The organism is Rathayibacter sp. VKM Ac-2762 (genome assembly GCF_009866585.1).
Taxonomy (GTDB): domain Bacteria; phylum Actinomycetota; class Actinomycetes; order Actinomycetales; family Microbacteriaceae; genus Rathayibacter.
Genome location: NZ_CP047419.1, coordinates 2,193,988 through 2,213,155, shown reverse-complemented (window position 1 = coordinate 2,213,155; position 19,168 = coordinate 2,193,988). Strand labels below are relative to the sequence as shown.

The following is a 19,168-nucleotide window of genomic DNA, read 5'->3' as shown; positions in this document are numbered from 1 at the left end:
CCGTGTCCACCACCACGACGGCCGTCCGGACCCCGCGTCAGCGCGGGGGCCGGGCGGCCCACCCGTTCCTCCGCTACGCGCTCCGCCGCGTGCTCACCTCGCTGCTGCTGGTGGTGGGCGTGACCCTCGTCACCTTCATCCTGACCAACCTCGTGCCGGGCGACCCCGTGGCGGCCGCCCTCGGCCAGCGCGCTGCGGAGGATCCGGAGATCGTCGCGCAGTTCCGCGCCCAGTACGGTCTCGACCAGCCCCTCGTCGTGCAGTACTTCACCTACCTCGGCAACCTGCTGCACGGCGACCTCGGCGTCTCCACCACCACGCACAACCCGGTGGTCGCCGACCTGGCGAAGGCGCTGCCGGCCACCCTCGAGATCGCCTTCGGCGCCATCGTGCTCAGCGTGATCATCGGCGTGCTGTTCGGCACCGTCGCCGCCTACCGGCGCGGCAGGGCCTCCGACCACGTGCTGCGCGTCGTGTCGCTGGCCGGCCTCAGCGTGCCGACCTTCTGGCTCGCGCTGGTCCTCTACTACGTCCTCTACTTCCAGCTGCGGATCGCGCCGGGATCCGGCCGGCTGAGCAGCGACTTCACCACGCCGCCGACCGTGACGGGCCTCTACACGGTCGACGCCCTGCTCGCCGGCCAGCTCGATACCTTCCTCGACGCGGCGTCGCACCTCTTCCTCCCCGTGCTCGTCCTGACCCTCTACACGGTGGGCCTGCTGACCCGGTTCGTGCGCACCGCGGTGCTCGAGATCCTCGACCAGGACTACGTGCGGGCCGCCCGCGCGAAGGGGCTGCCGAACCGCGCGGTCACCTTCTCCTACGTGCTGCGCGGGGCGAGCATCCCGATCCTCACCGTCGTGGGCCTCGCCTTCGGCAGCCTGCTCAGCGGCACCGTGCTCGTCGAGGCGGTCTTCGGCTGGCCCGGGATCGGCTCCTACGCCTACCAGGCCGCGTCGCACCTCGACCTGCGCGGCATCATGGGCGTCGGTCTGCTCATCGGCGTGATGTACCTGCTCGTGAACCTGATCGTCGACCTGCTGTACGGCGTGCTCGACCCGAGAGTGAGGCTGGCCTCGTGACGGATCCGCGAACCACCCGGTCCGACCCGCGCGACGGCGCTCCGGCCGGTCCGCGCGACGGCGTCGGTGCCGGAGTGCTCGACCCGGTCGCCGCCCCCGGCCTCCGCCTGCGCCGCCCCCGCCTGCGCCTGGGCCGCTGGTCGGCGCCGCTCGGACTCCTCGGCGCTGCCGTCGGCGTGCTCTGGATCCTCATCGCCGTGCTCGCCCCCGTCATCGCCCCGCACGATCCGCTCGCGCAGGACCTGCCCCTCCTCCAGGCGCCCGGCGAGGGCACGCTGATGGGGACCGACGCGCTCGGCCGGGACGTGTTCTCGCGCGTGATCTGGGGTGCCCGGGTCACCATCCCGCTCGCCCTGCTGCTCGTCGTGATGTCGGTGCTGATCGGCGCGATCGTCGGATCCGTCGCCGGATTCTTCGGCCGTGCGGTCGACGAGGTCGCGATGCGCATCACCGACCTCGTGATGGCGTTCCCCACGGTCATCCTGGCGATGGTGATCGCGGCCGCGCTCGGAGCGTCGCTCCTGAACGCGGTGCTCGCGGCGCTGATCGTGTCGTGGCCGTCCTACGCCCGGCTGACCCGCGGTCTCGTGCTCGGCCTCCGCTCGTCGAACTACGTCGTGTCCGGACAGCTGCTCGGCTTCTCGCCGCTGCGCTCCCTCGTCCGCGACATCGCGCCCAACATCGTCGGCCCGGTGCTCGTCCTGGCGAGCCTCGACATCGGCACGGCCATCCTCCTGCTGTCGGGCCTGTCGTTCCTCGGGCTCGGTGCGAAGCCACCGACCGCGGAGTGGGGCTCGATGGTGTCGGACGCCATCCAGAACTTCGACGCGTGGTGGATCGGGGTCTTCCCGGGCCTGGCCATCCTCACCGTCGTCATCGCGTTCAACTTCGTCGGCGACGCCCTGCGCGACGCCCTGGACCCGCGGTCGCAGACGATCCGCGGAGGAGGCGCCACGCTGTGAGCGACGCACTGACCATCAGCGGGCTGCGCATCCGCACCCGCAGCCACGCCGTCGTCGACGGCATCGATCTGGCGCTGCGCCGCGGCGGCATCCACGGTCTCGCCGGCGAGTCGGGCTCGGGCAAGACCATGACCGCCCTGGCGGTGCTCGGACTGCTGCCCGGATCGATGACGGCCAGCGGCAGCATCCGCCTCGCCGACGACACCGGCGACGGCACGACGGAGCTCGTCGGCGCGTCCCGGCAGGTGCTCGGCGCGGTGCGCGGACGCCGGGTCGCCATGGTCTTCCAGGACCCGTCGACGAGCCTGCACCCGCAGCTCACCGTGGGCCGCCAGCTCACCGACCACCTGCGCCACCACCTCGGTCTCGGCAAGGAGGCCGCGCGGTCCAGGGCCGAGGCCCTGCTCGAGCGGGTGCGGGTCCCGGACGCCCGGGCCTCCGTCGGGCGCTATCCCCACCAGTTCTCCGGTGGTCAGCGGCAGCGTATCGCGATCGCGGTGGCGCTCGCGTGCGAGCCCTCCGTGCTGCTCGCCGACGAGCCGACGACCGCGCTCGACGTGACCGTGCAGGCCGGAGTGCTGCAGCTGCTGCGGGAGCTGGTCGACGACGGCGGGCTGAGCATCCTGCTCGTCACCCACGATCTCGGCGTGATGAGCGCTGTGGCCGACGAGGTGACGGTGATGCGCCAGGGGCTCGTCGTCGAGTCGGCTCCGCGGGAGCGGCTCTTCACCGCGCCCGAGGACGAGTACACGCGGGCGCTGCTCGCGGCTCTGCCCGGCTCGAGCTTCGAGGAGAGCCCGGAGGAGCTGGTCGCCGAGCTCGTCGAGGGGCACGAGAGGGCCGCCGCCGCGGACGATCCGGGCGCGACCGCGGAAGGCGACGTCGAGAGGGGTGCGCGATGAGCGCGGGAGTGGTTCTCGAGGCCGATGGCATCGTCGTCGAGTACGGGCGGCGACCGCCGCTGCGTGCCGTCGACGGGGTCGGCTTCCAGGTGGCGGCCGGCGAGGTCGTGGCGCTGGTCGGCGAGAGCGGCTGCGGAAAGTCGAGCCTCGCGCGCGCCGTGGTCGGCATCGAGAAGCGCCGCGGTGGCGACGTGCGCCTGAACGGCGTCGACGTCCCCGCGCTCGGACTCCGTCGGCGCAGTCCGGCGATGACCGGCGTGCAGATGGTCTTCCAGGATCCGAACTCCTCGCTCAACCCCCGTCGCCGCATCGGCGAGCAGATCGGCGACGGCGTCCGGGCGGCTCTCGCCCGGGGAGCCGAGGGCTCGGACCCGGCCGACTGGCTGCGCCGCGTCGGGCTCGACCCGGCGATGGCGAGCCGGTTCCCGCACGAGTTCTCCGGCGGGCAGAAGCAGCGCATCGCCATCGCGCGGGCCCTCGCGGCGCGGCCGCGGATGCTCGTGGCCGACGAGCCGATCTCGGCCCTCGACGCCTCGACCCAGACGAGCGTCGCCGCGCTGATGCGCTCGCTCAGCGTCGAGGCCGGCGCGGGCATGCTGTTCATCTCGCACGACCTCTCGGTGGTCCGGCGCATCGCCGACCGGGTGCTCGTGATGTACCGCGGCCGGGTCGTGGAGTCGGGGGACACCGAGACGGTGTGGCAGAGCCCGCTGCATCCGTACACGCGAGCGCTGCTCGCGGCGATCCCGCTGCCGGACGGCCTGGGGCGGCTGCCGCTGGCTCCACTCGACGCCGACCGGGCGGCCTGGCTCGAGGAGCTGCCCGACGCGCTGGAGCGGACGGGCGCGTGAGCGCGGTGGAGGAGGCCCGGGCCGAGGAGTCCGCTCTCTGGAGCATGCCGAGGGCCGTGAACCGCAGTCCGCTCCCCGGGGACGGCGCGTTCATGACCGCCGGCTGGGCCGATCCGGAGCCGGTGATCGACCCCGACGAGCCGGTGCTCGCCTACACCGCGGAGCGCCGGTCGCGACTGGCGCAGGCGCTGCCCGCCGAGCTGCTGATCATCCCCGCCGGCCTGCCGCGGGTGCGCTCGAACGACAGCGACCACCGCTTCCGCCCGGGCACCGACCACGTGTGGCTGACGGGCAACGGAGTCGCCGAGAGCGTGCTCGTCGTCGACACGACGGGAGGGGAGGCCGGCTCGATCCTGTACCTGCGGGCTCCCTCCGGCCGCGACGGCGACGAGTTCTGGCAGAACGACGCCCTCGGCGACCTCTGGGTCGGACCGCGGCCGTCGCTCGCCGAGACGCAGGCGGCGCTGGGCGTCGAGACCCGGCCGCTGGCCGACTTCACCCGCGACGTGGAGCGGGCCGCGCGGCGGGCCCGGCGCATCCGCGTGCTGCCCACCCTCGACGAGAGCGTCGACGAGCTGGTGCGGAGCATCTGCGGGCCGGAGCTCGGACCGCATCTCGTGCTCAAGGCGACGCTCGACGAGCTGCGCCTGATCAAGAACGACTGGGAGATCGGACGGCTGCAGCTCGCCGTCGACGGCACGACGCGGGGATTCGACGACTGCCTCGAGGCGTGGCAGGTCGCCCGCGCGATGCCCCGCGGCGAGCGCTACCTCGAGGGCACCTTCGCCCGCCGCGCCCTGGTCGAGGGACAGGGGCCGGCCTACGGATCGGTCGTCGCCTCGGGAGCGCACGCCACGACCCTCCACTACACGCGGAACACCGGGCCCCTCGCCGACGGCGACCTCGTCCTGATGGACATGGGCGTCGAGCTGCCCTCGCTCTACGCCGCCGACATCACCCGCACCTTCCCGGTCAGCGGAGAGTTCACTCCGCTGCAGCGCGACGTGTACTCGATCGTGCTGCGCGCGCAGCAGACCGGCATCGACTCCCTGCGCGCGGGAGTGCGCTTCCAGGACTACCAGGACGCGTGCGGGCGAGCCCTCACCGAGGGGCTGATCGACCTCGGCCTGATCCGCTGCTCGGTCGACGAGGCCATGGCCCCGTCCGCGTCGTACCACCGCCGGTGGAGCATCTCCCGCGCCGGGCACATGCTCGGGATGGACGTGCACGACTGCAACCACGCTCCGCACGAGACGTACCTCGGCGGAGTGCTCGCGGCCGGCCACACGCTCACCGTGGAACCGGGCCTCTACTTCCAGCCCGGCGACCTGACGGTCCCCGCCGAGCTGCGGGGCCTGGGCATCCGGATCGAGGACGACCTCGTCGTGACGGAGACGTCGTCGATCCTGCTCTCGGCGGCGATGCCGCGCACGCCCGACGCGGTGGAGGAGTGGATGGCGAGGTTGGCGGGCTGAGAGGTCGGGCGCGCAACGCGAGGGGCTGACGCGTCGAGGCCTGCCGCGAGGCGACCTGCGGCCGAGCCCGCGCCGACGTCGCCGCTTGGACCACCGGACACCGCTGCGTGCCGGGCACGGTCGCCCGCCGCATCGACCGGCTCGATACCGGCATTCGCGGACGCACGCGGAAGATCGAGGGCAGCTCGCACGATTTCGACGGAACCCGCCCCTCCACAGTCGCTCACAGCGACGTGCAGGGACACCACAGCGCCACCGACGCCGAGGGGGCCCGTACCGCGGTCGCCGAGAAGGCCGCCGCGAGCTGAACGGCTGCGAGCTTCCTACCTGGACACCCAGGCAGGAAGCTCGTGAGGGGCGGGCCCCTCACACTCTCTAATGATCTCGGCTGGCCTAGTGCCGGCTGTCAGGCTGGTTCTGGCTCGCTCGGCCGTGACTCATCACACTCTTGACCGCAGTGTCTTGCTGGGGACCTGTCCGTCCGAGCGGCCAGTGCCGGCGTGACGCTGCGATGGCTTGATAGAAGATTGTCCGCGACTTCTGTCGCGTGACTCGTTAGACAGATGCCTCCGCAGCGCATCCACCCGGATGACCCTTGAGGAGAAGAGGCCGCATGATCGTCGCCCACCACTACGACCACGTCGTCGGAGTCGACACCCACGCCCGCACCCACACCTACGCGATCGTCGCCACCAAGACTGGCGAGATTCTCGGAACGAAAGCGTTCCCGGTCACGGCGACGGCGATCGACAGAGCGATCGCCTGGGTGCGAGGTGTCGCGGGCGGTCTGGTCCTGTTCGCGATGGAGGGCACGGGCTCCTACGGCGTATCGCTGGGTCGGGCGCTGCAACGCGACGGAATGGTGTTTTGCGAGGTCCGGCCGCCGAAGAAGTCGAGCCGCGCCCGCGGCAAGACCGACGAGATCGACGCGATCGCTGCCGCGACCTCCGCGATGGGCATCGAGCTAGACGCGATGACCCGACCAAAAGCCGACGGGCTGCGCAACGCTCTGCGTGTCGCGATCGACGCTCGCCGCGATATGGAAACACGTCGCACGAGCGCCCGAAATCAGCTCAATGCGCTTGTCCGGACTGCAGACTTCGGGCTCGACACGAGGCGTGCGCTCACTGACCGTGGTGTGCAAGAGCTTGCTGACCTGGACCCTCGGCATGCGGATGTTGCTGTACGCATCATTCGCGCGGAAGCAGTCCGCTTGGCTTCAACCGTGATGGACCTCGGCCAGCAGATGCGCGAGAATCGCGACGCGTCAGCCGAGCTCGTCGAGTTGCTCGCGCCTGGCATGCAGCAGATCTACGGCGTTGGGCCGGTCACCGCCGCCGCGGCTGTGGCGGCCTACTCGCACCCGGGCCGAATTCGAAGTGAAGCGGCGTTCGCGGCCCTCGCAGGTGTGAGTCCCATCCCCGCATCGTCGGGGAACACGACACGGCATCGGTTGAATCGAGGCGGCGACCGACAACTGAATCGTGCGCTCGATGTGATCGCTCGAGTGCGCATGGTCTCCGATACACGCACTCGCGCTTACGTCGACCGTCGCACCATGGAAGGGCGCACTACACGCGAGATCCGGCGATGCGTGAAGCGCTACATCGCCCGGGAACTCTTCAAAGCGCTGGAAGCGCGGATGGTTCAGCGGCTGTAACCGTTCTCAACGCGGCACGTGATTGGGTCCGCCCCTGAGCCGACACAGACGAAGTACCTCGCGAGGTTCCCATCAGCGGGGGACGATCGTCGTTGATGTCGGCGATCTTTGACCCGGTCGCTACCAGGCGTAGATCCGGTCGATGATCTCAGGTCGCGGGTGCGCGGCCGGTCCGGGGTGGCTGACGATGACAGGTAGGCCGTCCGGGCCCTCTCCTTCGACCAGGGTGAATCCGTCGAGATCGCGGCGCGAGACGCGGTGCGAGTGCTCCCGCAGCAGCTGTTCGCAGCGATCGAGCTCGCCCCGGTCGGACGCCGTCCAGATCAGGTACTGGATCCCGACACCGCCGAGGGGGTGCTGGTCGCGCTCGCTGACCGCACGGAGATAGAGCTGGTCGTTGTCCGGGCTGACGAGGAGAGCTGCCGTGGCGGTCTGAACTGTGGTTCGCGCCGAGAGCAGCTTCTCGTAAAAGCTGACAGAGGCGCCCAGGTCGGTCGTGAAGACGACAGCGGAGGTGAGTTTCACGCGGTGACGCTCCAGCCGGCGGTTGCAGTCGGGCTCAGCGGCCGGATCGGGTGAGGGGGGATCACCGCGAGGGCTGTGTGAGTCGTCATGACCAGTGCATGGCTGATGCGCTCTCCAGCTCGGGAGAGCGCTGGCGCGTCCGTGCCGAGCACGAGGAGGCTCGCGTCGCTCGCCGACGCGAGGAGGCTCTGCACGGTGTCTCCGTGCGTGAAGCGCAGCTCCACTCGGAGGTGGGGGAAGCGTTCGCGGACCGGGGCGAGAGCGTCGAGGGTTCTGAGTCGTCGGTTCTCCGGGATGAAGTCGACTCGGGCTACGGGGATGTCGGCGGAGTCCTCCTCGACTGGCGAGAGCTGCCAGCTGCGGACCACGAGAAGGGTCTCCGAGCAGCGATCAGCCTCCGCGGCGGCGAATTCGAGCGCGGCGAGTGAGGCGGAGGATCCGTCGACACCGACTGCAATGTGGGCTGCACCGTGCTTCGCATCGACGGGAACGATGACCGCGGCGGTCGCGCCGCGCTGCGTGAGGGTCATCCCGAGGGAGTGCTCGAACCGCCGGGGGTGCTCGTTGCGTGCGTCGGTTCCGAGGACGAGGAGGGTCCCGTCGAGCAGGCAGCGGCGTTCGAGCTGTTCGACCGGGTCGCCGCGCAGCAGCTCCGCGGTGAAGCGGATGCCCGTGCGGTCCTGCTGCAGCGTCGCGGCGAGGTCCTCGAGTGCGGCTCTCGGGATCGGACGCTCGTTGTCGGGGGCTGCGACGTGGCAGAGGATGACGTGGTGGTCGAGCAGGTACTCGCGGGCGATGGCCCAGTCGAGGGCGGTGTGGGCGGTGGTGGTGCCGGTCCAGGCGACGAGGGTGGTCATCGGAGTGTCCTTCGGTGGTCGGCGGATCAGTGGGTGGAGAGCGCGTCGACGGCGGCGGTGGCTCGTGCGGTGTAGCCGAGGAGCGCGCCCCAGGCGCGGGCCCGGTCGAGTTCGGTGTGCTCGAGGTCGTTGCGGGTGTCGACGAGGAAGCTCATCGGAGTGATGACGGGGCGCAGGCCGTGGCCCGCGAGGCGGTGGTCGATATGACCTGCGGCGGCCCCGCTGAGGATCCGGGGGATGTCTGTGCGGGTGTCGAACGACGCGGCCATCCCGGTGAACGGCGGCAGGGCGTCGAGCCACTCGCGGATGCCGATGCCGCCCGCATCGCTGTCCAGTCGCAGGCCGCGGCGTGTGCCGGCTGCCCACCTCGAGGCCTCGGCACGGGTACGCGGGGTCGAGAGGGTGCGCACGTGCGTGGGTCCCCCGACCACGAGCAGATCGACTCCCTCGAGACCGGGAGCGGCATGGACACCGACCACGTCGACCTCGACGGTGTCGGCCAGCCCGCGACCGATCGCCTCGGCGATGCAGTGGGTGTTGCCGAACTGGGATTCGTAGACGACGAGCGCGCGCACGGGGTGCCTTTCCGATGAGGGGCGGCGAGGGCCGTCACCTCCACACTGCGCGCGCGCTGAGCAGGGGAGTAGGGCCGTTGGTCCTCGACTGCCACAAGCTCCGTGATCCTGATGCAGCGACGTACGCTCGCCCGATGACGAGCCCGCATCGCACGCCCCTCCACTTCACCTGGCATCAGAAGCACAGCCGGTCGCTGACCTTCGGCGAACGCGCAGCGGACGTGCTGCGCAACTCGATGGCCAGCTGGCGCTTCGTGTTCGGGTTCCTCGTGTTCATGCTCGTCTGGGCGGTCGTCAACTCGTTCGGGGAGGGGTGGGATGAGTACCCGTTCATCCTGCTGAACCTGTTCTTGAGCATGCTCGCGGGGCTGCAGGGGGCGATCCTGCTGATCGCGGCGAAGCGTCAGGACGGCATCGCCTCGGCGCTCTCGCAGCACGATTTCGAGACCGACGTGACCGCGAGAGCCGACATCGAGGTGCTGCTCGAGATCAACCGCGAGCAGGCCGTGCTGTTGGGTGAGATGCGGGCGATCCTGGATCGAATCGACGAGCGTGCGGTCCCCGCGGTGCGGTGACCGGCCTCCCGTTAAGGGACCGTCCTCAGCGGGCGACTGCGGATACGACGTCGATCCCGACGACGTATCGGGTGGCGGTGCTGTACAGGCGGATCAGTGCGCGCCGGGAGGCGGCATCGGACGGTGACTTCTCGACGACGTGTGAGCCGGTGCCGTTGACGTGAATGCGATCGCGGGTCAGGACGATCACCGTGCAATCGGGCACTCCGCTCCAGTCGTTGCCTGTAGCGGGGGAGACGACGATAAAGGCGCCGGGGTGGGACACCTGGAGGGTGATGAGCACGAGCTCGAAGAGGGCGTCGGCGGGTTCCAAGAGAGCGATCGCGACAGCGTTACCGGCAGCGAGAGCAGCGATCACGTGCTCGGTGAGTAGCAGCGTCGGGCAGGACGGTTCGCAAATCAGGGCGACCACTCCCAGCGGTTCGCATTCCTCGACGCGCACACTGCGCGAGGTGACGGTGACCGTCGTGGCCAGATCGGTCCGGTCCGAGTACGCGTCCAGCTGGTCCCTGACGGCCGACGTCTCCGTGCGCCGGCTCTCGAGGGCACGCCCTGTGGCCCGCAGCGCCAAGGTGCGGGAGACTCCGGCGGCTTGCGCGCGCAGAAGCGGACGAGTCGGCTCGGTACGGCGATCGGCGGCCGCCGTTCGAGCGCGACGAGGGCTCCATCGAGTCGGAGCGGGGTAGGGGGCGGTCAGCAGCATCGGCGGACTTTCTCATCGGCGGCCGCAGGTGTCGACTGCGGATGCAGGTCATTCCTGGGACCTCCGAACGATCAGCCGAAGGGTGGGGCTCGGTGTAGGGCCGGAAGTCCCATTCTTGTGAGGGCCGTCACGTCCGATCCGCCTCTGACACCCCGGGACGTTCGGCCCTGTCCCCACGTAACAGCGCGGGCGACTCTGGAGGGAGCCGGATCCGGCTGCCAGCAAGGGATGCCTGATGAATGCACAGCTTGTCGTCGGATGGGACGGGTCCGCTTCGGCGCGACGCGCACTCGAATGGGCCCTGACGCAGAAGGCCGAGTCGATCCTCCTCGTCGAGGTCGTCGACGGTCTCGACCGCTTCAGCGGCGACGACCTCAGCGCCGACCCGCGCGCGAACGGAGGCGTCTCAGTCGAGACCGCGGCCGCCGACGCGGAACGGGCGAATCCCGGTGCCGTGGTGCACACCCGCGTGCTCACCGGGCACCCGGTCGAGCAGCTCGCGAGCCTGTCCAGGCCGGGCACTCTGCTCGTCGTCGGCGACCGCCGGCGCACCCTCCTGCCGATGCGGGGCGGCTGGAGCGTCGGCGCCCGCCTCGTCCGCAAGGCTGCCGGTCCCGTCGCAATCATCACCGAGGACACGGCCGGCGACGGGACCGGCGTGCTCGTCGGGATCGACGACTCCGACGACGCCCGCGGGGCGCTCGAGTTCGCCGCTTCCTGGGCGGTCCGCACGCAGCAGAGGCTGCACGTCCTGCACGCCTGGCGCACCCCGTTCCTCTGGAACGACAGCGTCCCGCCCGCCACTCTCCTCGAGGACATCACGACCCAGCACGCCGAGGTCCTCGCCGATGCTGTCGCCGAGGCCCACCGGCTGCACCCCGGCCTCGTCGTAGAGGGGCACGAGGTCGACGGAGTCGTCGCCCGATCCCTCATCGAAGCCGCGCCTGGGCGTGCGCTTCTCGTGGTGGGTGACGGAGGTGTTTCCGGTCTCGAGCGGATGCTGATCGGCTCCGTGGGCCACGACATCCTCGTGAACCTCGCCGTCCCCACCGTCATCGTCGGCCGGCACAGCCCCGCCCCCGGGCCGAAGCCGGCGCCCAAGCCGGTCGTCGAGTCGCCTGCTCTGCAGCAGACGCCCATCCACACCATCGTCGCGTGGGGCGGCGACGTCCCGTCCCGCTCCGCGGTCGAGTGGGCTCTGACGCGCGAGTCGTCGGGGAGCCCGGAAGTGGTGATGATCGCGGACGAGTCCGCGATCGTTCCCGATTCGATCGTCGCCGCCGAGCAGGTCGCGTTGGATGATCGGGAGCTCTCCCGGATGCTCGAGCAGGTCAGCGCCCTCGCACCCGACGTCGCCCTCTACGGACGTGTCGTCCGTGGGTTCGTTCTGCACACCCTCGCCGGCCTGACCCGCCCCGACAGTCTCCTGGTCGTGGGCACGGAGGACCGCGAAGGGCCGCGCCTGCGCTTCGGGCTCTCCGTCGGCGCCCACCTCCCGGCGCTGGCTCGCGGACCGATCGCGATCGTCCCGGAGACCTTCGACTCAGCCCTGAGTGGCGTCGCGGTCGGAGTCGACGGGTCGACGACGTCGAACGCGGCGATCGTCGTCGCGGCCGCGGAGGCGGCACGACGCGGACAGACGCTGCACCTGGTGCACGCGTGGACCGAGCCGCTCCTCTACGACAGCACCTTCCTCCTCGATGGCGAGTTCCTCCGCTCGGTGGAGGCCGACCACCGCGCGATCCTGCACGCTGCGGAGCAGACCGCGCTGATGAGCGGCTTCGACGTCCGGATCGAGACACACCTGGTCAGCGGCGACCCGGCCCACGCCCTCGCCCACCTCTCGCCCCCGGCAGCGACGATCGTGATCGGCACCCGCGGGCTCTCGGGCTGGCGCCGCCTGGTACTCGGTTCCGTCAGCCGCGACCTGATCCTCAACCTCGACGTCCCCCTCATCGTCGTCGGCCACCCCGACGCCCAGCCTCACGAGGACGCCGCCCTCGACCAGCACGAGGCGGTCTCCGCATGAGCATCCTCGATCTCCTCGAGACCGCCCCGCCGGCCCGATGGCCGTCCCGGACACCGCAGCCCCTCTCCGAGCGCTCGCTCGACGAGCTCGACGCGTGGTGGCGGGCCGCGAACTACCTCTCGATCGGGCAGATCTACCTCCTCGACAATCCGCTTCTGCGCGAACCGCTCGAAGCGCGGCACATCAAGCCGCGCCTGCTCGGTCACTGGGGGACGACTCCGGGGCTGAACTTCGTCTACGCGCACCTCAACCGCGTGATCCGCGACCGCGATCTCAACGCGATCTTCGTCACCGGCCCCGGGCACGGCGGCCCGGGGATGGTCGCGAACACCTACCTCGACGGCACCTACAGCGAGGTCTACGACGACATCGACCGCAGCGTCGACGGCGTTCGGAAGCTGTTCCGGCAGTTCTCGTTCCCCGGCGGGATCCCGAGCCACGTCGCTCCTGAGACCCCGGGGTCGATCCACGAGGGCGGCGAGCTCGGCTACTCGCTCTCGCACGCCTACGGCGCCGTGTTCGACAACCCCGACCTGCTGGTCGCCGCGCTCGTCGGCGACGGCGAGGCGGAGACCGGGCCGCTGGCGACGAGCTGGCACGGCAACAAGTTCGTCGACCCGCTGCACGACGGGGTCGTCCTGCCGATCCTGCATCTCAACGGGTACAAGATCGCCAACCCGACAGTGCTCGCCCGGATCCCGGAGCGCGAGCTCGAGCAGCTCATGCGCGGCTACGGACACACTCCCTACCTCGTCTCCGGAGGCTTCGACGGCGAAGACCCCCGCGACGTGCACCGCCGTCTCGCCACCGCGATGGACCTGGCGCTGAACCAGATCGCCGACATCAAGGCCGACGCCCTGTCCGGGCGCCTCGACGGCCGACCCGCCTGGCCGATGATCATCCTCCGCACCCCGAAGGGCTGGACCTGCCCCGCGGTCATCGACGGGCTGCCTGCCGAGGGCAGCTGGCGCTCCCACCAGGTCCCCCTCGCGAACGTCCGCGACAACCCCGAGCACATCACGGTCCTCGAGCAGTGGATGCACTCGTACCGACCCGAGGAGCTCTTCGACGAGGCCGGCGCACCGGTGCCCCTGGTCACCGCGCTCGCCCCGGACGGTGCGCGCCGCATGAGCGCGAATCCTGTCGCGAACGGCGGCCTGATACGCCGACCGCTCCGACTTCCGGATTTCTGCGACTACGCGGTCGACGTGCCCTCGCCCGGAGCGACGACCAGCTCGGCGACGACCGTGCTCGGCACGTGGCTGCGCGACGTCATCGTCGCCAACCCGCACGACTTCCGCATCTTCGGACCCGACGAGACGGCCTCCAACCGCCTCCAGGCCGTCTTCGAGGTCACCGACAAGCAGTGGGACGCCGAGGTGCGTGTGGCCGACTTCGACAATCACCTCGCCCGCTCGGGCCGGGTCGTCGAGATGCTGAGCGAGCACCAGTGCCAGGGCTGGCTCGAGGGCTACCTCCTCACCGGCCGGCACGGGCTGATCAACTCTTACGAGGCGTTCGTCCACATCGTCGACTCGATGGTCAACCAGCACGCGAAGTGGCTGAAGTCCTCGCGCGAGATCGCCTGGCGCCGGCCTGTCTCGTCGCTGAACTACCTGCTCAGCTCGCACGTCTGGCGGCAGGACCACAACGGCACCTCGCACCAGGACCCGGGCTTCATCGACCACGTGATGAACAAAAAGGCCGACATCGTCCGGGTCTACCTCCCGTTCGACGCGAACACGCTGCTCTCGACCTACGACCACTGCCTCCGCTCCGTCGACTACATCAACGTGGTCGTCGCCGGCAAGCAGCAGGAGGCGAACTGGCTCTCCATGCCGCAGGCGATCGAGCACTGCGCCCGCGGCCTGGGCGTCTTCGACTGGGCCGGCTCCGAGATCGCGGGGGAGGAGCCCGACGTGGTCCTCGCCTGCGCCGGCGACGTCCCGACCCTCGAGGTCCTCGCCGCCGCAGCGCTGCTGCGCGCCGAGGTTCCGACGCTGAAGGTGCGGGTCGTCAACGTCGTCGACCTGATGCGCCTGCAGAGCGAGGGCGAGCACCCGCACGGGCTGAGCGACGCCGACTACGACGCCGTCTTCACCACCGACAAGCCCGTGATCTTCGCCTACCACGGCTATCCCTGGCTGATCCACCGGCTCATCTACCGCCGGCACGGCCACGCGAACCTCCACGTGCGGGGCTTCATCGAGGAGGGCACCACGACCACTCCGTTCGACATGGTGATGCTGAACGACCTCGACCGCTACCGGCTCGTCCTCGACGTGCTTGATCGCGTCCCCGGTCTCGCCGCGCGCGAGGTGAGCTTCCGGCAGCGGATGCAGGACGCGCGCCTCGAGGCCCGCGCTTACACTCGCGAGCACGGCGAAGACATCCCCTCCGTCGCCCAGTGGAGCTGGACCGGAAGCGGACCGCAGGGCGCGACCTACCACCGCGCCGACGTCCACCCGCACGAGCATGAGGCGGCCGAGCGGGCGGCACGGCTGCAGTGACCGTGCACGGATGAATCACGGCGGCGCGGTGGCCTCCTCGAGGACCCCGCGACTCGACGCGGCGGGCCGGCAACGCCCGGCTCGCCGACGACCACCACGACGGAATCGAGAAGCACGACCCTCATCAGAACCCAGGCCGTTGTCACCGTGACGGTGCCTGGTCACGACGTCGCACGCGCCGCCGAAAGTCTGCGGCAAGCACTGATCCCCTACCCGGACGCGCGAATCGTGGCCCTGACACAGAAAACGAACTGGATGAGCTCGTTCCTCGGAACGACAGCACTGATCGCCGCAGTCGACTACACGCCGACGACCTAGTCGCCACCGATGAGGGTGTCGGGCTGAGAAGCCCTCCGCTTGTCTGCACGATTCCCCGCATCACCCGCACAACCCAGATTCGCACCGCCGGCGGGCAGCGCGACGAGCGGTCTATCCGCCGCCGCGGCGGCCCTGCTCTAAGCGGGAACGACGACGGTGGGTGCGGCCAGATTCATCAGAACGTCGTGCGTCGTCGCGCCGATCGTTCCATCGGCGCCCTGCCCGCTCGAGGCCGCCAGCACCACGAGAACACTCGTCGGAGAGGCGTCCGCGAGGGCCACTGCGGCAAGCTGCCGCGCGCCGCGCAACCGCACGGTCAGGCCCGGTGCCGTCGCCATCGCCAACTCGCGAGCAGCGGCGAGTAGCACGTCGGAGCGAGTGACCACCTCGATATCGAGGCCGGTGACGGCCGTGCTCTCGTCGCCGTGGACGAGGAACAGCTCTTCACCGAGCGCTGCAGCTTCTCCTGCAGCGAAGCGGACCGCCGCGTCGCTCGAGCGGGTGCCGCTGACGCCGACCGTGACCCCGCGGCGCCTTCGCCCGGAGGACTCAGGGATGATCGCGACCGGGCACAGAGCACCCCCCACCAGGCGAAGGCTGCGAGAACCGAACACGCGACCGCGCAGGAACCCCGTCTTGTGGCTGCCCACCACGATGATCGCCGCCTGAGTGGACGCCGTGATCAGTTCGGTCATCGCGTCACCCTCGACGGCGAGCCCCCGAACGGTCCCGATCCCCGGACGCGAACGCGCGGCCGCCACAGCCCGATCGAGAAAGCCTGTGGTGACGTCCTCGGAATCGGCCGCCAGCACGGTCGAGTCAAGACGGTCCGAGGCGTGCAGCAGGACAAGATCGAGGCCGAGGCGCACAGCGCGCTCGATCCCCCACTCCATCGCCGCGTCGCTCGGACCCGAGCCGTCGATACCGACGAGAACCAGATCTGGCATCACGTCACCTCCTCCTTCGAGCATGGGCGGGACGCCCGCGGCATCCCAGTGCCGAACGTCCCGCGAGGTCCGACCGGGCGCGATCCGAGGCTGAGAGAGTGGCAACCCGGTTAGCGGCGACGCCACAAAGGGGCGAAGGTGGGGAGGTCAGGTCAGCCGACCTATGGCGGAGCGGAGTCCTCATGCCACAGCTCGACCCCTCGCCCCAGTCCGGGCGCGACGGCGACCATCGCGAAGATGGAGTATCCGGTCACCTCCGAGCGCTCCTGCGCGCCAACCAGGCGATCGTCGAAGACATCGACCTCCCGGCGGTTCTGCATCGCATCGTGGAGGCCGCCGTCGAACTCGTCGACGCCGAGCGCGGCGCCGTCGGCGTCATCGGCACCGACGGGTCCCTCATCGAATTCATCCACGTCGGCATGGATCCAGCTCAGATCGACGCGATCGGGCACCTTCCCGAGGGCCACGGCCTGCTCGGCGCGCTGATCAGCGACCCCCGCCCCATCCGGGTCGAGGACCTCGCCTCGGACCCCCGCGCACACGGGTTCCCGACCGGGCATCCTCCGATGCGATCCTTCTTGGGCGTCCCCATCCGAGTGCGAGATCAGGTGTTCGGAAACCTCTACCTCACCGACGCCCGCGCCGGATCGTTCTCCTCCAACGACGAGCACCTCGTAGTCGCCCTCGCGGCGACCGCCGGAGTCGCGATCGATAACGCGCGCCTCTACACCGAGACCCGTCTGCGTCAACGCTGGGCTCAAGCGGCCGCCGAGATGACGTCGGCGATCCTCGCGGCCGACAGCGACGACGTCATCGGCCTCGTCGCCACGCGCATCCTCGATCTCGGCGACGCCGATCTGGTGGGCATCGTGTTCCCGACGGAGGACCCCGAGCAGCTGCGCATCGGTGTCGCCCGCGGAGTCGGAGCCGAGGCTTTCGAAGGTCGGACGATCACCGCTCGCGACTCGATCTCGGGCAGTGTCCTCACCGGCGGTCAGCCTCGGGTGCTCGATCGGATCCCGCCAGCGACCAGCGGCGGCATGCCCACCTCAGGAGGCCCCGTCCTCGCCGTCCCTCTCCTGGCGGCCTCTCGTTCGCTGGGCGTGCTCGTTGTGACGCGCCGCCCCGGACGCTCCGTCTTCAGCACCGCCGACGTCGACATGGTGTCCGACTTCGCCGCCTACGTCAGCGTCGCGATGGAACTCTCGACCGCACGGGCCGACCAGCAGCGGATGGCGCTGCTCGAGGACCGGGGACGCATCGCGCGGGACCTGCATGACCACGTGATCCAGGAGCTGTTCGCCACCGGCCTCGACCTGCACCAGGCCGCGGGTTCGCTGCCGCCGGGACGGGCGGCGACGAGGATCGAGCGCGCGGTCGAGAGCCTGGACGAGAGCATCTCGCACATCCGCACGGTCATCTTCGCCCTGAACGCGAACAATGACGACACCGGCACCGTCCGGCACCAGATCCTCGACCTCGCCAACGAACTCGCCTCCGTCCTCGTCCGCACTCCGAACATCAGCTTCGCCGGCGCCGTCGACCTGCTCGTCGTCGACGACCTCGCGGCCGACGTCCTCGCTGTGGCCCGCGAGGCGCTCACCAACATCGCCCGGCACGCGGAGGCGAACATTGTCACGCTGCACCTGACGGCGGCGGACGGCATGATCGTGCTCGAGATCAGCGACGACGGCCGCGGGTTCACCGACGACGGCCGGCGCAGCGGCCTCGCGAATCTGCAGCACCGCGCCGAGGTGCGCGGAGGGACGTTCACCGTCACGAGCCGTCCCGGCGACACTCGAGTGCGCTGGAGCGTCCCCTTCCCCTCCACGACGTCCCCGGAGATCCCATGACTCGCGTGTTCCTCCTCGACGACCACGAGATCGTCCGGCGCGGTCTCGCGGAGCTCCTCGGCTCCGAGCCCGACCTCGAGATCGTCGGCCAGACCGGCACCGCCGCATCGGGGCTCCGCGAGATCCTCGCGCTGCGGCCGGACGTCGCCGTGCTGGACGTGCGCCTGCCGGATGGGAGCGGGATCGACGTGTGCCGCGATGTCCGCTCCCGGGATCCGCGCATCCGCTGCTTGATCCTCACCGCCTACGACGATGACAAGGCGCTCTACGCCGCCGTCATCGCGGGCGCCTCCGGATACGTGCTCAAGGACATCCGCGGCCGAGGGCTCATCGACGCTGTCCGCGCGGCCGCCGCCGGCGACATACTCCTCGAACCGGCGATCGTCGCCGCCGTCACGGCACGCCTGCGCGGAGAGCACGCGGTCGACCCGCGCCTCGCGGGCCTTAGCGAGCGCGAGCGGCAGATCCTCGCGCTGATCGCCGATGGCATGACGAACAGGCAGATCGGAGTGGAGCTGTCCCTCGCGGAGAAGACCATCAAGAACTACGTCTCCAGCGTCCTGAGCAAGCTCGGCCTCGAGCGGCGCACTCAGGCGGCTGTCCTGCAGACAGAACTGCGCCCTCCCGCCCCGCAGTAGCGGGTAGGGAGAGCGCAGTGGTGGCGCCGTCCGACTGAGGTCAGGCGGCAGGCTCGGACTCGGTGGTCTTGTCGGTGGGGAGGACGATGTCGTTGATGCGCACGTTCACCGCGGTGACTTCGAGGCCGACGATGGTCTCGACGGCGAGGATGATCGCGGAGCGGACGTCGGAGGCGACCTTCTGCAGGCTCATCGGGTACTCGGCGATGAACGTCACGTCGATGCTCACCGTCTGCTCGGTCACGGTGACGCTGACGCCCTGGTGGTGATTGACGTTGTTCAGGGCGCCTCGAACGACTCCGAAGGCCCGCGTGGCGGCGCCGCCGAGCTCGTGCACCCCGGTGACCTCGGAAGCGGCGAGGCCGGCGACGGTCGCGACGACGTCCTGGTCGATGGTCGTCGTCCCGAGCTCGCCGTCGGTGCCGGTGGTCGAGACGATCGGGTCGGTGGTGGTGGTGGCAGCCATGACGGCTCCTTCTCCGCCCGTCACCGGGCATTACGGAGGCGGCTCACGATCGCGTGTCTGCGATCCTGTCGCCGCTCCTGTCATCGACGCTACGCGGCACGTCCGGCCCGTCGTAGGGCCGAACGTCCCGGCTTGAACGGGAGCGGATCAGGCTTGGAGAGCACTGGAATCCGCCGCAGTCGCGTCGGTGTCGTCGAGGATGAGCACCGTCCCGAGCGGGTCGACGGAGAAGGCGGCGGG

Annotated in this window: 18 protein-coding genes; 12 read left to right on the top strand and 6 right to left on the bottom strand. The window is 70.3% G+C overall.

Annotated features, from left to right (window positions below):
- The first annotated feature begins 2 nt into the window (after positions 1–2).
- The 7 genes from GTU71_RS10420 (at position 3) to GTU71_RS10390 (ending at position 6,932) form a co-directional block, all read left to right on the top strand.
- Positions 3–1,082 (top strand): ABC transporter permease, encoded by a 1,080-nt coding sequence (locus GTU71_RS10420; protein ID WP_104223257.1) that lies wholly within the window; start codon positions 3–5, stop codon positions 1,080–1,082.
- Complete coding sequence (locus GTU71_RS10415) at positions 1,079–2,044, top strand: ABC transporter permease (RefSeq protein ID WP_244230527.1); 966 nt, start codon at positions 1,079–1,081, stop codon at positions 2,042–2,044. The genes GTU71_RS10420 and GTU71_RS10415 overlap by 4 nt, the downstream gene beginning before the upstream one ends.
- Positions 2,041–2,946 carry an ABC transporter ATP-binding protein gene (locus GTU71_RS10410; protein WP_159939960.1) on the top strand — a complete coding sequence of 302 codons (906 nt, stop codon included), beginning with the start codon at positions 2,041–2,043 and terminating at the stop codon, positions 2,944–2,946. Before GTU71_RS10415 ends, GTU71_RS10410 begins: the two co-directional genes overlap by 4 nt.
- Positions 2,943–3,797 carry an ATP-binding cassette domain-containing protein gene (locus tag GTU71_RS10405; RefSeq protein ID WP_159939958.1) on the top strand — a complete coding sequence of 285 codons (855 nt, stop codon included), beginning with the start codon at positions 2,943–2,945 and terminating at the stop codon, positions 3,795–3,797. The genes GTU71_RS10410 and GTU71_RS10405 overlap by 4 nt, the downstream gene beginning before the upstream one ends.
- Positions 3,794–5,272 carry an aminopeptidase P family protein gene (locus GTU71_RS10400; RefSeq protein WP_208543575.1) on the top strand — a complete coding sequence of 493 codons (1,479 nt, stop codon included), beginning with the start codon at positions 3,794–3,796 and terminating at the stop codon, positions 5,270–5,272. Before GTU71_RS10405 ends, GTU71_RS10400 begins: the two co-directional genes overlap by 4 nt.
- Before the next feature lie 107 nt (positions 5,273–5,379).
- The gene (locus GTU71_RS10395) at positions 5,380–5,580 is read left to right on the top strand and encodes a hypothetical protein (protein WP_159939956.1); all 201 of its coding nucleotides are present in this window, start codon (positions 5,380–5,382) and stop codon (positions 5,578–5,580) included.
- A gap of 305 nt (positions 5,581–5,885) precedes the next feature.
- Positions 5,886–6,932 (top strand): IS110 family transposase, encoded by a 1,047-nt coding sequence (locus tag GTU71_RS10390; RefSeq protein WP_159939954.1) that lies wholly within the window; start codon positions 5,886–5,888, stop codon positions 6,930–6,932.
- Between the two features lie 120 nt (positions 6,933–7,052).
- On the opposite strand, the gene GTU71_RS10385 is transcribed toward GTU71_RS10390, so the two are convergent.
- Genes GTU71_RS10385 through GTU71_RS10375 form a run of 3 tightly spaced genes read right to left on the bottom strand, consistent with a single transcriptional unit; the run spans position 7,053 to position 8,889 of the window.
- The gene (locus tag GTU71_RS10385) at positions 7,053–7,457 is read right to left on the bottom strand and encodes a hypothetical protein (protein WP_159939952.1); all 405 of its coding nucleotides are present in this window, start codon (positions 7,455–7,457) and stop codon (positions 7,053–7,055) included.
- The gene (locus GTU71_RS10380) at positions 7,454–8,314 is read right to left on the bottom strand and encodes a universal stress protein (RefSeq protein WP_159939950.1); all 861 of its coding nucleotides are present in this window, start codon (positions 8,312–8,314) and stop codon (positions 7,454–7,456) included. Before GTU71_RS10380 ends, GTU71_RS10385 begins: the two co-directional genes overlap by 4 nt.
- A 26-nt stretch (positions 8,315–8,340) precedes the next feature.
- On the bottom strand, positions 8,341–8,889 hold the full coding sequence (locus GTU71_RS10375) for a flavodoxin (RefSeq protein ID WP_159939948.1): 549 nt from the start codon (positions 8,887–8,889) through the stop codon (positions 8,341–8,343).
- Positions 8,890–9,023: 134 nt separating this feature from the next.
- On the opposite strand from GTU71_RS10375, the gene GTU71_RS10370 reads away from it, so the two are divergent.
- On the top strand, positions 9,024–9,464 hold the full coding sequence (locus tag GTU71_RS10370; RefSeq protein WP_244230526.1) for a DUF1003 domain-containing protein: 441 nt from the start codon (positions 9,024–9,026) through the stop codon (positions 9,462–9,464).
- 25 nt (positions 9,465–9,489) lie between these two features.
- On the opposite strand, the gene GTU71_RS10365 is transcribed toward GTU71_RS10370, so the two are convergent.
- Complete coding sequence (locus tag GTU71_RS10365; protein ID WP_159939946.1) at positions 9,490–10,167, bottom strand: aldehyde dehydrogenase family protein; 678 nt, start codon at positions 10,165–10,167, stop codon at positions 9,490–9,492.
- Between the two features lie 235 nt (positions 10,168–10,402).
- Here GTU71_RS10365 and GTU71_RS10360 point away from each other — a divergent pair, with 235 nt between their 5' ends.
- Positions 10,403–12,196 carry a universal stress protein gene (locus tag GTU71_RS10360; RefSeq protein ID WP_159939944.1) on the top strand — a complete coding sequence of 598 codons (1,794 nt, stop codon included), beginning with the start codon at positions 10,403–10,405 and terminating at the stop codon, positions 12,194–12,196.
- Positions 12,193–14,706, top strand: coding sequence for a phosphoketolase family protein (locus GTU71_RS10355; protein ID WP_159939942.1), 2,514 nt, complete (start codon positions 12,193–12,195; stop codon positions 14,704–14,706). The genes GTU71_RS10360 and GTU71_RS10355 overlap by 4 nt, the downstream gene beginning before the upstream one ends.
- A 455-nt stretch (positions 14,707–15,161) precedes the next feature.
- Here GTU71_RS10355 and GTU71_RS10350 read toward each other — a convergent pair whose 3' ends face one another.
- The gene (locus GTU71_RS10350; protein WP_159939940.1) at positions 15,162–15,971 is read right to left on the bottom strand and encodes a universal stress protein; all 810 of its coding nucleotides are present in this window, start codon (positions 15,969–15,971) and stop codon (positions 15,162–15,164) included.
- A 182-nt stretch (positions 15,972–16,153) separates the two neighbouring features.
- On the opposite strand from GTU71_RS10350, the gene GTU71_RS10345 reads away from it, so the two are divergent.
- Positions 16,154–17,824, top strand: coding sequence for a GAF domain-containing protein (locus GTU71_RS10345; RefSeq protein ID WP_159939938.1), 1,671 nt, complete (start codon positions 16,154–16,156; stop codon positions 17,822–17,824).
- Entirely contained in the window at positions 17,821–18,462 is a 642-nt protein-coding gene (locus tag GTU71_RS10340) for a response regulator transcription factor (protein ID WP_159939936.1), read from the top strand. The genes GTU71_RS10345 and GTU71_RS10340 overlap by 4 nt, the downstream gene beginning before the upstream one ends.
- 40 nt (positions 18,463–18,502) lie before the next feature.
- Here GTU71_RS10340 and GTU71_RS10335 read toward each other — a convergent pair whose 3' ends face one another.
- Positions 18,503–18,928 (bottom strand): Asp23/Gls24 family envelope stress response protein, encoded by a 426-nt coding sequence (locus GTU71_RS10335; protein WP_159939934.1) that lies wholly within the window; start codon positions 18,926–18,928, stop codon positions 18,503–18,505.
- Between the last annotated feature and the right edge of the window lie 240 nt (positions 18,929–19,168).

Coding starts and splice junctions, on each gene's coding strand:
- GTU71_RS10405 (WP_159939958.1), top strand. CDS start 2,943: ATGAGCGCGGGAGTGGTTCTCGAGGCCGATGGCATCGTCGTCGAGTAC.
- GTU71_RS10390 (WP_159939954.1), top strand. CDS start 5,886: ATGATCGTCGCCCACCACTACGACCACGTCGTCGGAGTCGACACCCAC.
- GTU71_RS10380 (WP_159939950.1), bottom strand. CDS start 8,314: ATGACCACCCTCGTCGCCTGGACCGGCACCACCACCGCCCACACCGCC.
- GTU71_RS10370 (WP_244230526.1), top strand. CDS start 9,024: ATGACGAGCCCGCATCGCACGCCCCTCCACTTCACCTGGCATCAGAAG.
- GTU71_RS10365 (WP_159939946.1), bottom strand. CDS start 10,167: ATGCTGCTGACCGCCCCCTACCCCGCTCCGACTCGATGGAGCCCTCGT.
- GTU71_RS10360 (WP_159939944.1), top strand. CDS start 10,403: ATGAATGCACAGCTTGTCGTCGGATGGGACGGGTCCGCTTCGGCGCGA.
- GTU71_RS10355 (WP_159939942.1), top strand. CDS start 12,193: ATGAGCATCCTCGATCTCCTCGAGACCGCCCCGCCGGCCCGATGGCCG.
- GTU71_RS10350 (WP_159939940.1), bottom strand. CDS start 15,971: ATGCCAGATCTGGTTCTCGTCGGTATCGACGGCTCGGGTCCGAGCGAC.
- GTU71_RS10345 (WP_159939938.1), top strand. CDS start 16,154: ATGCCACAGCTCGACCCCTCGCCCCAGTCCGGGCGCGACGGCGACCAT.
- GTU71_RS10340 (WP_159939936.1), top strand. CDS start 17,821: ATGACTCGCGTGTTCCTCCTCGACGACCACGAGATCGTCCGGCGCGGT.
- GTU71_RS10335 (WP_159939934.1), bottom strand. CDS start 18,928: ATGGCTGCCACCACCACCACCGACCCGATCGTCTCGACCACCGGCACC.